12 protein-coding genes are annotated in these 14658 nt (G+C 69.3%); 9 read left to right on the top strand and 3 right to left on the bottom strand.

What is annotated here, in order from left to right:
• Positions 1-6 precede the first annotated feature (6 nt).
• Positions 7-1953 (bottom strand): LamG domain-containing protein, encoded by a 1947-nt coding sequence (locus JOD67_RS03870; RefSeq protein ID WP_205115278.1) that lies wholly within the window; start codon positions 1951-1953, stop codon positions 7-9.
• Positions 1954-2199: 246 nt separating this feature from the next.
• Between JOD67_RS03870 and JOD67_RS03875 the strand changes: the two genes are divergently transcribed.
• Positions 2200-4104: a serine hydrolase gene (locus JOD67_RS03875; RefSeq protein WP_205115280.1), complete on the top strand. Its 1905-nt coding sequence runs from the start codon at positions 2200-2202 to the stop codon at positions 4102-4104.
• A 4-nt stretch (positions 4105-4108) separates the two neighbouring features.
• Here JOD67_RS03875 and JOD67_RS03880 read toward each other — a convergent pair whose 3' ends face one another.
• Entirely contained in the window at positions 4109-5359 is a 1251-nt protein-coding gene (locus JOD67_RS03880; protein ID WP_205115282.1) for a YeeE/YedE family protein, read from the bottom strand.
• Between the two features lie 253 nt (positions 5360-5612).
• Between JOD67_RS03880 and JOD67_RS03885 the strand changes: the two genes are divergently transcribed.
• The 3 genes from JOD67_RS03885 to JOD67_RS03895 are packed head-to-tail and all read left to right on the top strand — an operon-like array spanning position 5613 to position 7197.
• Positions 5613-6410 (top strand): ArsR/SmtB family transcription factor, encoded by a 798-nt coding sequence (locus tag JOD67_RS03885; RefSeq protein WP_205115284.1) that lies wholly within the window; start codon positions 5613-5615, stop codon positions 6408-6410.
• Positions 6407-6895, top strand: coding sequence for a hypothetical protein (locus JOD67_RS03890; protein WP_205115286.1), 489 nt, complete (start codon positions 6407-6409; stop codon positions 6893-6895). The genes JOD67_RS03885 and JOD67_RS03890 overlap by 4 nt, the downstream gene beginning before the upstream one ends.
• Positions 6895-7197, top strand: a complete 303-nt coding sequence (locus JOD67_RS03895) for a hypothetical protein (protein ID WP_205115288.1) — start codon at positions 6895-6897, stop codon at positions 7195-7197. Before JOD67_RS03890 ends, JOD67_RS03895 begins: the two co-directional genes overlap by 1 nt.
• Here the strand turns inward: JOD67_RS03895 and JOD67_RS03900 are convergent.
• Positions 7143-7856: a GntR family transcriptional regulator gene (locus tag JOD67_RS03900; protein ID WP_307782266.1), complete on the bottom strand. Its 714-nt coding sequence runs from the start codon at positions 7854-7856 to the stop codon at positions 7143-7145. The two genes, JOD67_RS03895 and JOD67_RS03900, sit on opposite strands and share 55 nt — an antisense overlap.
• A 70-nt stretch (positions 7857-7926) precedes the next feature.
• On the opposite strand from JOD67_RS03900, the gene JOD67_RS03905 reads away from it, so the two are divergent.
• Genes JOD67_RS03905 through JOD67_RS03925 form a run of 5 tightly spaced genes read left to right on the top strand, consistent with a single transcriptional unit; the run spans position 7927 to position 14619 of the window.
• A complete protein-coding gene (locus JOD67_RS03905) occupies positions 7927-8694 on the top strand; it encodes a 6-phosphogluconolactonase (protein WP_205115297.1) in 768 nt (255 codons plus the stop codon).
• Complete coding sequence (locus JOD67_RS03910) at positions 8694-9989, top strand: family 4 glycosyl hydrolase (protein WP_205115299.1); 1296 nt, start codon at positions 8694-8696, stop codon at positions 9987-9989. Before JOD67_RS03905 ends, JOD67_RS03910 begins: the two co-directional genes overlap by 1 nt.
• A complete protein-coding gene (locus tag JOD67_RS03915) occupies positions 9986-10954 on the top strand; it encodes an N-acetylglucosamine kinase (protein WP_205115301.1) in 969 nt (322 codons plus the stop codon). The genes JOD67_RS03910 and JOD67_RS03915 overlap by 4 nt, the downstream gene beginning before the upstream one ends.
• A 48-nt stretch (positions 10955-11002) precedes the next feature.
• Positions 11003-12826, top strand: a complete 1824-nt coding sequence (locus JOD67_RS41680) for an ABC transporter ATP-binding protein (protein WP_205115303.1) — start codon at positions 11003-11005, stop codon at positions 12824-12826.
• On the top strand, positions 12823-14619 hold the full coding sequence (locus tag JOD67_RS03925) for an ABC transporter ATP-binding protein (RefSeq protein WP_205115305.1): 1797 nt from the start codon (positions 12823-12825) through the stop codon (positions 14617-14619). The genes JOD67_RS41680 and JOD67_RS03925 overlap by 4 nt, the downstream gene beginning before the upstream one ends.
• The last annotated feature ends 39 nt before the right edge of the window (positions 14620-14658 follow it).

A 14658-nucleotide genomic window follows, 5' to 3' on the forward strand; every position in this document is an offset into this window, starting at 1 on the left:
AGGGGATCAGTCCGCGTCGATGATCGCCCGCACCTGCTCCTCGGTCATAATCCCCGCGTACACCCGGACGTCGTCGACGTCCCCCACGAACGCCGTCGTGGACTCGCTGTTCGGCAGGACCTCCCCGAACGTGAGCGGCTCATCGCTGTGCCATACCTTCGGCACGAGGTCGGTAAAGCTACGGTCGGTGAGGTAATAGCTCCGCTGGAGGCCGCGAGCACTGTCGTAAACGAGCGCCGCGTACCGCCACTGGCCCCAGATTCCGTCGCTCCCCTTCTCCTTTCGATCGACAAGGAAGTTCGAGCTCCGCGACATGGCCCATGCGTAGGTCCACCACCACTCCGGCTTGGTGATCGCCAGCTCGACGTTCGGACGGTCGCTGAAGCCGGCAGGAACCGCACCGCCCTGCGCGATGACCGGGCCTACCGCCGAGGCTCGGAGCGGCCTGACGCGCGCGGTGATCGTGAAGCTACCCGTGCCGTCGACGACCGGTCCCTTGGTTCGTGCCGTGCCTTCCGAGCGCGCGTTCAGCCGGAGCGCGGTGCCGTAGCCGCCACCGGCGTCGACCCAGTCGACCCCGGCGCCGACGTCGACCGCGTGGCCGTGCCCGCTCGAGTCGGCCGCGGCTGGGCCGGCTCCCTCATCGAACTTCCAATGCGCCACGAGCTCAGGTTGCGGCTTCTGTGCGCCGTCCTCTACGTCGAAGACCGGCCGGATCTCATCGCTCGGCAGGGCTCGGTTCCACAGCTTGACGTGGTCGATCGCCCCGGTCAGCGCCCCGAACGTGAGCGGCCCGGCCGCGCTGCTGCCCCCGAAGGCGGAAACCTCCGCCTCGAGTCTTCCGTTGACGTAGAGCCGCTGCTCGTGCGCGACTGAGTCGTACACCCCGAGCAGATGGGTCCATTGGCCCTTGGCGACCTTGGTGACGAACGTCGCCGTGCTCTGCCGTTGGAACGACCAGGCGCCACCGGAACGCAGCAGCGCGAACCCGGGCTGGCTGACGACCCTGGCGTCCTGCGTCCCGTCGAGACGGACCCACGCCGACACGCTGAAGCTCTTCGAGGTGTCGACCACCGCTCCGGTCGTCGCCGCGGTGCCGCCGGACCCGAGCCGCAGGGTGCCGTTCAGCCGCCCCGTGTTCTCCCAGGTCGGCGTGGCGTTGGTGACCCTCGCGTCGTGATCGCCGACGTAGTCGACCGCGGTGGCACCGGAGCGCTCGTCGAACCGCCAGGCTGCGACTGGCTGCGGCGCCCCACCCACGCGGAACGTCCACTTGTTCACCTGCGAGGTGTTGCCGGCTTCGTCGATCACGTACGCGCTGAAGGTATTCAGCCCGAAACGCCAAGGGGTCACGCTGACGACCGCGCTACGATCACTCTCGGTGGGTGTCGCGGTCCGCCACGGATCGTTGTTCAGGCGGTACTTGAAGAACGCGCCGCGGCGATCGTCTTCGACCAGGCGGAACCGGCCGGCTTGACCAGGCTTCCCGTACGCCCTGTCACGACCCTCCTCGGGATTCCAGCCCTGCTCGGCGCCGCGGTAGCGCGGATAGTCGACGGAGTCGATCCACCCGCTGGTCTGGCGGTCGATCTTGAAGTAGCAGAACGTCGACCACTTGCCGGCGATGATCGTGTCGTCGGCCCGGACTCGCCAGCGGTAGACACCTGGGTGGGTGACCTTCCTCGACGACAGGGACATCCGGACCGTCGACGGGTTCAGGACTCTGGGGCTGAGGCCGACCCAGATGCGGCTGCCCGTGAGCCCGGAGTAGACCTCGACCCGGAGGCTGAGCCGGCGGGCGCGGCCGTCGGGGTCGGTGAGGGTTGCCTGGATCGCGGGGGTGTCCCGTACCAAAGTGGGGCGGTGGTCCGGCCCGCAGTGCACATCCCGGGGGGCGGCGATCCGGAGGTTGTTGGGCACGTTCGGCGGGCGGTTGGTGGCTGCCTGGCCCATGGGCGCCGCGGCTAGGAGCGCGGTGATGGCTAGTGACAGGACTGTGGCGCGGCGCGCGTGAGTAACCCACCCCATGTGGAACCCCTCCCCTGGGTGACACTGCGCGCATCGTGGCAGGAAGAGGCCCCGTCCGCAAGAGGTAGAGGTGGCGCTACCTCTCGTTCTCGGGCTGGCCGGATCGAATGTGAAGCAGATCCTTCATAGCGTCGTTCCCACGATCACAACGACGCGGGGAGTCAGCGGACTATGTGGAAACGAATCGTCGTGGGTGCCGCGGTGCTCGCGACTCTTGGTGTGACCGGTGGAGTTGCCAGTGCCGCGCCGCCGGATGTGACGGATCCGGAGCAGGTGAAGGCGTTCCTCGACGAACGGGTGTCCGAGCTGCTCGCGGACGAGCGCATCCCAGGCGCGGCGGTCTCCGTTGTCGCCAGAGGCAGGCCGGTCGCGGCGGAGGGGTACGGACTTGCCAATGTCGAGACCAAGCAGAAGGTAGAGCCGGACAAGACCCTGTTCCCGATCGACTCGGTCTCCAAGCTGTTCACCGCTACCGCGGTCATGCAGCTCGTCGAGCAGGGCAAGGTCGACCTCCACACGGACGTCAACAGATACTTGACAGGTACCAAGGTCAGTGTGCCAAACACGTTCGAGGGCAAGCCGATCACGCTCGCCGCCCTGCTCACGCACAGCGCCGGATTCGAGGAGCTCAACGCCGGAACGTTCGCCGGCACCGATGACGACCACCCGGACTTCGACACCTATCTCAAGGAGCACCAGCCCAAGCGGGTAAGGCCGCCGGGCATCCTCCCGGCCTACTCCAACTACGGCATCGCCCTCGCCGGCTTCGTCGTGCAGACCCAGAGTAAGCAGACCTTCGAGCAGTACGTCCAGCAACACATCCTCGAGCCGCTCGGCATGAAGCACACCACGTTCGACCAACCGCCGAGTCCCGACCTTAAGCGCAACCTCGCCACCGGCCATCGCCCGGACGGCGACCACAATCGACCGGTCGACGACGGGTACGACATCCTCGCGCCGGCAGGCGCTGCCGTCGCGACCGTCACCGACCTGAGTGAGTTCATGCTCGCGCACCTCGGCGTTGGCCAGGACCGCATCCTCAACCAGGTAACAGCAAACGAGATGCACAGCAAGCAGTTCACTCCCGACGAGCGACTCCCCGGCATGGCGTATGGCTTCTACGAAGGCGACGTCTCCGGCGAACGCACCCTCCAGCACGGCGGTGACGGCGCGGGCACGCACGGCCTCCTCACGCTGATCCCCGAACGACAAGCCGGCATCTACATCGTCGTGAACGGCGACGGCACCGGCGTCGGCGGCACCGCGGTCGTCGAACGCCTCGCGCACGAGTTCGTCCGCCACTTCTACCCGAAGCCAGCGCAAGCGCCCATCGTCAAGCCAGCAAACAGAAGCGAGCAGGTCGAAGGAACGTACCGCTACGGCCGCATCAGCGACACCGACATCTCACGCGGCTTCGCGATCATGGAGACCACCGTCACCGTCGACGCCCAGCAGGACGGCACGCTCACCACCACCGGACGCATGTCCGTCGACCCGACCAGGACCGACGTGACCTGGCTCCCGGTCGACGACCGCCTGTACCAGGAGAAGGGCGGTGCAGGCAAACTCGCGTTCACCCAAGCCAGCAACGGCGAAACGGTGATGTCGCTCGGCGAGGACCCGACGGTCGGCTGGACGAAGCTGCGCTGGTACGAGCAGCCCGGCCTGCACCTCGCGGTCATCGTCGGCAGCCTCCTCGTCCTGCTCACCATGCTGGCCTGGCCGGTCATCGCGCTCGTCCGGCGCGGCACCAGGCCGGGACGCGCGGCCCGCCTCGTCGCCGGAGCGATGCTGCTCGTCCTCACCGCGTTCCTCGGCGGCCTCGCGTACTACCTCAGCAACATCGACACGTTTATCGACCAACTCCTCGCCGGCTCGACGACGCTCAACGCACTGCTCACGCTGCCACTCGTCGCCGCAGTGCTGGGCATAGCTGTCATCGTCAACGCCGCACGAGCCTGGCGCAAGGGCTGGTGGAGCATCGCCGGTCGCGTTCAGTACAGCGCGATCGCCCTTGCGGTGTTGGGCTTCTTCACCATCGCGTACGAGTACAACTTCCTCGCCTGGCCCTGGTAAGGCCTCAGCAGACCGAGTCCCGGGGCTTGGGATTGGGCAGGCCGAACAAGGTACGGCCACGCAAGCCCACCCAAGTCCCGGCCAGCGCCGCGAGACCCCAGATCCACCCGTGCAGGCTGCCCGAGGCGATGCCGGCGAGGTACGCGCCGATGTTGCAGCCCTGCGCCAGCCGCGCGCCGATGCCCATGATGATCCCGCCGAGGATGGCCGCGAGCGCCGTACGCCACGGGATCCGCTTGTGGAACGTCCACGCACCGCCCGCCGCGGCCGCGACAGCAGCGCCGAACATGATCCCGATGTCCGTCAAGCTCGTCTTGTCAGTGAGGATCGGCGCCGCCAACGACTTCGCCTGCGCGGGCTGCTGCCAGAACGCCCACGTCTCCGGGTGCAGACCCAGCACCTGCAGGAACTTCGCACCCCACAAGCCGAAAGCGCTCGTGATCCCCCAAGCACCACCCGACACGAGCAGCACCAGACCGCCGAGCGCGGCGAGAGCGAGCGCACCCACCCACAGCGGCCACGACCCACGCAAAGCGCGCGCGAGACCCGACGCGCTCGGCACCACGTCGACCGGCGGCGGCACGCGCCGCTTCTGGATGTACCGCGTCACCAGCACGATCCCGGCCAGCACGGCGATCGTGATCGCCCACGAGCCGAACCAACCCACGTGGTCAGACAGCACGAAGGGAGGCAACGCGGGCAGGTCGCGCACGAGCTCCCACTGCCACGCGAACAGCACCGACCCGACGATGAACCCACCCAGCGTCAACACGATCGTCGACTGCCCCGAGCCCACCGCGAACAACGTTCCCGACGCGCACGCGCCACCCAACTGCATGCCGAGCCCGAACAGGAACGCGCCGAGCACGAGCCCCACGCCGAGCGGACCTGCCGACGGCGTCGGCGTACTGCCGAACAGCCCGGCGCCCGTCCCGATGATCAGCGCGAACAAGGTGGCCGTCGTGCCGAGCAGGACGGCATGCGCCCGCAGACCCGTTCCGTTGCCGACCGCGACCAGCTGCCGCCACGCCGATGTGAAGCCGAATCGCGAATGGAACAAGACGAAACCCAGTCCGAGGCCGAGCGCCAACAGCACGGCGGACTTCACGCCATGGTTCGCCGCGACGAAGACGACCAGCGCGAGCCCGCCCGCCAGCGCGACGGCCAGCGGGACCCAGTTGGCGGGCCGCAGCGGCGGCGCTTTCGGCGTGGGGGCGGACGTGACGTACTTGAACAGGGACGTCGTGGTGGCCACAGGAGTATCTCCGAGCAATGAGGAGGTGGTGCGGGCTGGCAGAGGTGCGGGCTCAGCGGCGACAGAGCGCGTCGTCGACGATGACGAGCGTCACCGCGAACAGGGCCAGGCAGAGCTGGCCGGCCAGATTGCGCACGTTCGTCACCTTAGGCACGCAGCCCACCTAGCGAGAGGCGGAGTTCACGATGCGGACTCCCGCGCCAATTCCAGCGAACGGCTGCGCCGGCAGCCCCACAGGTGATATTTCTGTCACATGACAGCGGCCGCACCAGCCGAGGAGGCCTCGCAGCCCGTCTGGCGCGCGCTCGCGAGCCCGTTCCGGCGGCAGCTGCTGGACGAGCTCGGCCGCGGCCCGCGCACGACCGCCGAGCTGGCCGCCGCGAACCAGGACCTGAGCAGGTACGCCGTCATGCAGCACCTCGGCGTCCTCGAGGAGGCCGGGCTCGTCGTCGTCCGGCGGCGCGGCCGCTATCGCTACAACCACCTGAACCCCGCGCCGCTCCGCGAGTGGTACGAGCGCTGGGTGACCCCGTTGGCCGACCGCACCGCGGGCGAGCTGCTCGCGCTGAGGCGGCACGTCGAAACAGAGCAAGGAGGGGCGGAGATGACCATTGAGGTGGACGAGGTCCGGGTCGTACGGATCGAGAACGAGCTCCGGTTCCGGGCCACACCCGATCGCATCTTCCGGGCGATGACCGAGGAGACGCTCGAGTGGTTTCCCACGAGCTATGGCGAAACGCGGACGAAGGCCGTCGTGATGGAGCCGCGCGTCGGCGGTCTCCACTACGAGGACTGGGGCGACGGCGCCGGCCATCTGTACGGCCACGTCACCGGCTGGGACCCGCCGCGGGCCTGGTCGACGCGCGGCCGCCTCATGCCCGGCACGATCCTGGACACGGAGTACGAGCTCGTCCCCGATGGCGCGGAGACGATCGTGCGGGTGTCGAAGGTCGCTGTCGGCCCGATGTCGCCGGAGGAGGCCGCGAGCATCTACAAGTACGGCGACGTCTCGAACTTCGAAGCGGCGCTGCGCGCTGTGGTCGAGCGATGACGAACGACCCGCGCCAGCTCGAGCCGGACCACCTGCCGACACCGTTCACCGCCGCCGAGATCCGCGACGCCAGCCCACCCGGGAAGACCGTTCGCGTGCTCGTCGAGTCGGACGGCGAGGGCCCGTACCTGACGGTGACGCGGTACGACTCGTGCGACTCCGAGGGTGCGATTCGCCAGGCCTGGCAGGAAAGTCCCGAGGGCATCCGGCTGTCCGAGCCGCAGGAGTTCCAGTCGGCCTGGCTCGATCTGCAGGCGCACGCCTCGTTCCCGGTCGCGACCACGACCCGCGACGAGGTCGAGCTCGACACGCCGTTCGGCCGGCTGGACTGCCTGCGCTACGTCCGCCGCGACGGGGACGACGTGGACACGTTCTGGTTCGCTCGCTCGATGCCCGGCATGCCGGTCCGGATGGAGAGCGCCACGGGCGGCCGGGTCGTCGATCGGAGAACCCAACAGTCCAACGAGATTCACGACGAGAAGTAGTGCCCGGCCTCGAGGTCCGCGTGCAGACCGATCTGCACGCGATCGAGGACAAGTTCGAGGTCATCGCCGCCGGGCAGGCGATCGCGATCGCGCCAGCGGAGCTGCGCGGCCTCCGCCCCGACCTCACGGCGGTTCCGCTGGAGGGCGTCGAGCCCAGCCACGTCGTCCTCGCCACCCGCGCCGGCGACCGCCGCCGGCTGGTCACCGCGTTCCGCAAGGTCGCGCAGGCTCAGTTCACCAGGCCGAGTCAGGTCAGCGGGCGAAACAGGTCTGCCTCGAACCGGTACGCGTCGCCGCGGTAGACCGTCCGGCTGAGCAGAACCGGGACGCCGTCGAGGTCGTAGGTGACCTCGTCGCCGACCAGCACCGGCGCACCGACGACCAGCTCGAGCAAGGTCGCGACCTCGCCGTCCGCGGCCTGCGCCTGCACCGCGTACGCGCTCCGGGCCACCCGCACGCCGCACTCGACGAGCAACGCTTCGTACAGCGAACGGTCAGTCAGGTTGACTGTTTCGAGCCCGGCGGCGCGGGCCGCCACGAGCACGGTGGTATCGACGCACAGCGGCGCACCGTCCATGCCGCGAACCCGGCGCACCTCCAGCACGGGCGCCGACGGCGCGATGCGCAGTCGGGTCGCCTCATCGATCGTCGCCGGCCGCCGGATCTGGCGCAGGATCCGCGACGAGGCTTGGAGTCCGCGCGCGGCGGCCATCTCGGTGAAGCTCTGCAGCACACTCGGTGGTTCGCCGAGGAGCTGGCGCGTGACGTACCAGCCGCGCTGCGACGACGCGCTCAGCTGCCCGTCCTCCGCGAGCCGGGTCAATGCCTGCCGCAGCGTCTCCCGGCTCACGCCGATGCGCTCGGCGAGAGCTCGTTCGCCGGGCAGCCGCGAGCCAGGCGCGAACATCCCCCGGCGGAGCGCGTCGCTCAGCCAGGCGTACGCATGTTGGCTCGCTGTCACAAGCTCGGACCGTACCAATCTGTGTTAGCGTCGAGCCGGAAGCAGACCAGTTAGACCAGTCGGAGAGCCCGTGGACGACACCGTCTTCCCCGATCCGATCACGCTCGGCCGTGCCCTCGCCGAGCGGATCGCGACGCAGTTCGCCGCTGCCCGAGCGGACGGGCGACGGTTCGTGCTCGGCTGCCCCGGCGGGCGCACGCCGGTGTCCACGTACGCCGCCCTCGCGGAGTTGGTCACCGGCAGAGACCTCGACCACGTCGTGATCGCGATGATGGACGAGTACGTGCTGGACGGTCCGCGCCGGCTCGTCGACGCCGCCGAACCGTACAGCTGCCGGCGCTTCGGCCGCGAGCACATCGCAGGCCCGCTGGGGATTCCGGACGACCGCTTCCTCGTCCCGGACCTCGAGACCGACTACGACGCCAGGCTCGCGGAGCTCGGCGGCATCGACCTGTTCCTGCTCGCGAGCGGCGCGTCGGACGGGCACATCGGGTTCAACCCGCCGGGCAGCCCGAGCGACTCGACAACGCGGGTCGTCGCGCTCGCCGAGGCCACCCGCCAGGACAACCTCGGCACGTTCCCCGTCCTCGGCAGCATCGAGAACGTGCCGCGCTTCGGCCTCACGGTGGGCATCGACACGATCCGACGGCTGTCGCGCAGCGCGGTGATGGTCGTCCATGGGGCGCACAAGGCCGAGGCGGCCACCCGGTTGCGTGCGGCGAGGACGTACGACCCGGAGTGGCCGGCGACCATCGCCGCCGACTGTCAGGAAGCCGAACTGTTCATCGACCAGGCCGCGGCCGATGGGCCGGGCGCACGAGAGGCTGGAGACGACTGATGGCCAGGATCAAGCTCGCCTACCTGGGCGGGGGATCGACGCGCGCCGCGGGGACGATGGCGTCGTTCATCCACGGCGGTGAGCGGTTCGCGGGCTCGGAGGTCGTGCTGATCGACCTCGACGCCGACCGGCTCGCGCTTATCAAGCAACTTGCCGAACGGATGGTCAAGCGCGCCGGCCTCGAGCTGACCATCACCGCGACGACCGATCGGCGGGAGGGGCTCCGCGACTGCGACGCGCTGCTGTCGAGCTTCCGGCCCGGCGGGTTCGAGGCACGAGCGCTGGACGAACGCATCCCCATGAAACACGGGGTGATCGGCCAGGAGACCCAGGGGCCGGGCGGCTTCTTCATGGCGCTGCGGTCGATCGCGGTCATGCAGTCGGTCGCCGACGACATCGCGGCAGTATGTCCGAACGTACGAATCTTCAACTACACCAACCCGGTCAACCTCGTCGCGCAGGCGATGACGACGTACACCGACATCCCCACGATCTCGCTGTGCGAGGGGCCGAAGATCTTCCCGCTGGGAGTCGCGGGGGCCGCCGGGCTCGACCCGGCCAAGCTCGAGTCGACGATGGTCGGGCTCAACCACCTGTGCTGGAGCGTGCAGCACACCTACGAGGGCGAAGACCTGATTCCCCTTCTGCACAAGGCGGAAGCGGAACGCACCGACCTGTCGGAACACGATCGGCGCATCCTCCACCTCGCGACGACGATGGAGTCGATCCCGTCGTACTACTTCCTCAACTACTACTACCGCGACGACGTTCTCCGCGAGCAGCTCGCCGCGCCCCGGACTCGGGCCGAAGAGATCATGGCCGAGGTGCCGTCGTATTGGGCGCACTACCGCGAGCAAGCCGAGTCGGACGACCCTCAGTTGGACCCGGCGCGGTCGCGCGGCGGCATCCACGAGCTGGAGCTCGCGATCGACGCGATGCATGCTTTCTTCAACGACACCGGCGAAATCTTGCCGGTCAACCTGCCCAACGCGAACGGCGTGCTGCCCGGCTTCGACTGGGACGTGGTCGTCGAGGTGCCGACGCGGATCGACCGTTCCGGCTTCACGCCGCTGCCGCAGCCGCCGCTGCCGCACACCGTGCGCGGGCTGGTGCAGGCACTGGCCGAGCACCAGGTCCTCGCCGCGCACGCGGCCTGGGAGGGCGACCACCGCGACGGCGTCCGCGCACTCGCCTCGCACCCGCTGGTGCCTTCGCTGACGGTGGCGGAGAACCTGTACGCCGACCTGGCGAAGGCACACGCCGAACACCTACCGGAACGGCTGCTCCCTCGGTGACGTACTACCTCGGCGTCGACGCGGGCAACAGCAAGACGCTCGCGATGGTCTGCACGGCCACCGGCGAGGTGGTGGGGTTCGGGCGCAGCGGGAACGGCGACATCTACGGCGCCGCGACCGCCGACACGGCGGTGGACACGGTGTTGGCGGCGATCGCTTCGACCTCGATCGACCTCGCCGAGGTCGACGGTGCCGCGTTCCGGCTGGCCGGGATCGACTGGCCGGCGGACGAGGCGTTCTGGCGCAAGCAACTGGCAGACAAGCTTCCTGACCTTCGATCGGTGACCATCGAGAACGACGGCTTCGCGGCGATCCGATGCGGCTCGCTCTCCGGCATCGGGCTCGGGATCGTGGTCGGCACCGGGAACGCCGTCGCCGGCCGAGGACCGAAGGGCACGAGCTTCAGCGCTTCGTTCTGGATCCAGGAGGAGAACGGCGCCGCCGGCCTCGGAGCGGCGGCGCTGCGGGCGGTGTTCCACGAAGCCGCCGGCATCGGTCCGGCCACCACCCTCACGCCGACGCTGCTCGCGCACTTCGGGCAGGACGACGCCGAGAGCCTGCTGGAGCTGCTGACGGCACGCGAAGGTCCGCGCGAGCCGCGCGACCGGCCCGTGCTCGCTCCCCTCGTCACCCGTGCCGCCGCCAGTGGCGACGCCGTCGCACGCGAGATCGTCACCGAGATGGCGGAACGGCTCGCGGACTACACCGCGTTCGTCGCCCGCAGGGTCGGCTACGCCGCGACGGACCCGATGCCGATCGTCCTCGCCGGCTCGGTCGTCGCCGGAGGCGAGTGCGTGGCAGACGCCATCGCCGCCGCCCTCCCCCGCCAACTCCCCAACGCCCACACGACAATCTCCACCCTCCCACCCATCGCCGGAGCCACCCTCGACGCCCTCGCCGAGTCCAGCGTCGAGCTGACCGAAGCGATCGTGGACGAGCTGCGCGCTACGATCCCCACGCTGTAGCAGCGAAAACCTGGTGCGCGAGGAGAGGTAGCCGCAGTAGCTTCGAGCGTGTCCGGATCGTTCCTGGTCAAGCTCGGCCTGCTGGTCGGCTTCGTCGTGCGCACGGCACCCCTCCGCTCGGCATTCCTTGCCACGCTGGCGATCCTCGGCGGTGCGCTGACACCCGCGCTGATGGCCGCGACCGGACTCGTTGTCGCCCGCGCCGAACGAGCGGCCACCTCGGGCATGGATTCGGCCGCGGGACAAGGGCTGCTGGCGGCGTTGGTCCTGGTCGGCGTGCTCTTCGCCGCCGACCAAGCGCTGGCACCGGTACGCGACACGATCGGTGCGTCCATCGGCTCGGCGATGGGTCAGCAGCGCCGCGAACGGCTGCTGGCCGCAACCCTGCGCCCGTACGGGATCGGCCACCTCGAAGACCCCACCCTGGCCGACGAGATCCGCCGAGCGGGCGACATCGAATGGGACATCGGCCCACTGACCCTGATCGTCGGCGAGCTCGCCAAGTTCGTCGGGCTGCTCACCGCCGCGATCGGCTCTGCCATCCTCCTGGCCCAGCTCGTCTGGTGGGCACCGATCGTCCTGCTCGCCTCCGCGGCGCTCACCCACGTCTTCATGCATGGCGATGAGTACAAACAGGTACGGGAGAAGGAGGAGTACGTCGGGATCGAACGGCGCGCGGACTACTTCCGTCAGCTGTCGCTCGATCCGCCGATGGCCAAGGAAACAAGGCTGTTCGGCCTCGCAGGCTTCCTCGCCGACCGGACCAGGGGGCTCCGGCTCGAGTTCCTCTCCCACCTCTGGCGCGCCCGCCGGCTCGGGCGCGGCCCCGCACTCCGTACGGTCGCGACCATCGCCATCGCACACGGAGTCGTCCTGACGTACCTCGCCATGTCGACGCTCGACGGACAAGTCAGCCCGAGCCAGTTGACCGTCTACGTCCAGGCCATCGGCGGCATCGTGATGCTCGGCTTCGGCTCCGGGGCGACCGACCTCTGGTGGGTCTACCAAGGCACGTCGACGATCCCGCACCTGCTCCGACTCGAACGCCGCGACCTCGGCCCGGCCGTGCCACGCAGCACCACGACCGCGACAGGCGCGCCCCGCAACGAGATCCGCCTCGAAGGCGTCCGCTTCGGCTACAACGGCAGGCCCGTACTCGACGGCCTCGACCTCACCATCCCCGCGGGCAGCTCGCTGGCGATCGTCGGCGACAACGGCGCCGGCAAGACGACCCTGCTCAAGCTGCTCGCCCGGCTCTACGAGCCCGACGAAGGCCGGATTCTCGTGGATGGCAAGGACCTTCGCGAGTACGACGTCACCTCTTGGCGGCGCCAGCTCGCCGTGATCTTCCAGGACTTCGTGAAGTACGAGCTGAGCGCTCGCGACAACGTCGCGTTCGGCCGGCTCGACTCCGCGACCGACGAGAACGCCAACCGGCAGGCGACCGAACGTGCCGGTGCACGCGAGGTGGTCGAGTCGCTCCCCGCTGGATGGGACACCACGCTGGCGCGCCAGTACAGCGGCGGCGTCGACCTCTCCGGTGGGCAGTGGCAGCGAATCGCCTTGGCCCGCACCCTGCGCGCCGCCGAGGGCGGCGCCCGGCTGCTCGTACTCGACGAGCCCACCGCCAACCTCGACGTCCGCGCCGAAGCGGAGCTGTTCGACCGCTTCCTCGAGCTCACCGCCGGTACGACGACGATCCTCGTCACGCACCGGCTCTCGACCGTCCGCCACGCCGATCGGATCGCCGTTCTCGACCGCGGTCGCGTACGGGAGACCGGGACGCACGACGAGCTGCTGGCGGCCGACGGCCTGTACGCACGGATGTTCCGCTTGCAGGCCGACAGATTCGCGGGGGAACCACGACCATGACGGACTCGGACAAGCTGCCGGGACTGCTGCGTACGTTGGCGTACACCGTCCGAGCCGCGATGCGCACCGACCCGAAGGTAGCGGCCGGCGGCCTACTGTTGATCCCGCTCGGCTGGGTGAGCGGCACGCTGTTCGGCCTCTGGCTCAAGCTGCTCGTGGACGCGGTCGTCGGCGCGGACCAGCGCGGCGTGATCGCGGCCTGCACGCTCATGGTGGTCACGTGGGTGGGCGGATTCATGGTCGGCACCTTCGGTCGGCGCTTCAACGAGACGCTGCAGGACAAGGCGGGAGTCAACCTCGAGCACGAGCTCATCCACGTCGCGGCCGGCACCCACTCGATCCAGTACCTGGAGCTGCCCCGGTACGTGGATCGGCTCGACCCACTCCGCAAGGAAGCCTGGATCGTGCATTGGACGTTGGAGGCCCTCGCCGAGACGCTTGGTGCGTTCGCGCAGGCCGCGTTCACCATCGCCCTGCTGGTGAGCATCCATCCGGCGCTCGCGCTACTGCCCGCGTTCGGCATACCCGCCCTCCTCGCCGCTCGCGCTGCGGCGCTGCGAGAGAAGCGCGCGGAGGAAGGCACCGCCGCGCACCGACGCCGGCAGCGGCACTTCGTCAAGCTGGGGACGGATTCCTCGCCGGGCAAGGAGATTCGGGTCTTCGGCCTGGAACGTGAGCTGGTCCGGTTGAGTCGAGTGGAGTGGTCGAAGGAGCACGCGATCCAAACGCGCGTCGCGTGGAAGGGCACCGGCTGGCAGGTGGCCACGTCGGCGTTCTTCGCCGTCGGCTTCGTTGGCGTGCTCGTTCTCGTCGGCCTTTCCGTCGCGCGTGGAACGGCGACCGTCGGCGACCTCGCACTGGCGCTCGTCCTCGCGCGAACGATGAGCCACAATCTTGGCATGGTGGTCGGGATGACGCGTTGGCTGGTCGACTGCCTCGCGACCGGCCAGCGGTTCCTCTGGCTGGTCGAGCGAGGTCGGGCGGAGGAACCGGCCGCGACCGCGCCGGTGCCGGCCCGGTTGAAGCAGGGCATGGTGTTGAAGAACCTCTCGTTCGGCTACCCCGGGACCGACCGCGTGATCCTGGACGACGTCACGCTGACTCTGGCCGCGGGCAGCGTGGTGGCCTTGGTCGGCGAGAACGGAGCCGGGAAGAGCACTTTGGTCAAGCTGCTCTGCGGAATGTACGAGCCGACCGGCGGCGCGGTCCTCGTCGACGGAACCGATCTCCGCGAGCTGGATCCGCGGGAATGGCGCAAGCGCTGTACGGGAGCGTTCCAGGACCACGCGAGGCTGGAGCTCCAGGTCCGGGACGCCGTCACCATCGGCGACCTCGACCGGCTCGGTGACCGCGACGCCGCGGAGGATTCGCTGGCCGCGGCTGGGGCGGCCGAACTGGCAAGCACGTTGCCGAATGGACTCGACACCCAGCTCGGGACGACCTGGCCCGGCGGCACCGACCTGTCAGGGGGCCAGTGGCAGAAGGTCGCGTTGGCCCGTGGGCTGATGCGCGACGACCCACTCCTGACCGTGCTGGACGAACCCACCGCCAGCCTGGACGCGCAGACCGAAGACGCATTGTTCGCCCGGTACGCCGCCGAAGCCCGTCGAAGCCGTCCCTCGAACGGGGTGACCCTGCTCGTTTCGCACCGGTTCTCCACCGTACGGGCTGCCGATCACATCGTCGTTCTCGGCCACACCGGGGTCCTCGAACAGGGGAGCCACGACGAGCTGATCCGCCGGGACGGTGTCTACGCGGAGCTCTACCACCTGCAGGCACGCGGCTACAGGTGAGAAAGACCGAGCACCCTCGTCCCAGCCGCGGGACGAGGG

Origin of the sequence: Tenggerimyces flavus, assembly GCF_016907715.1 — a bacterium.
Lineage (GTDB): Bacteria > Actinomycetota > Actinomycetes > Propionibacteriales > Actinopolymorphaceae > Tenggerimyces > Tenggerimyces flavus.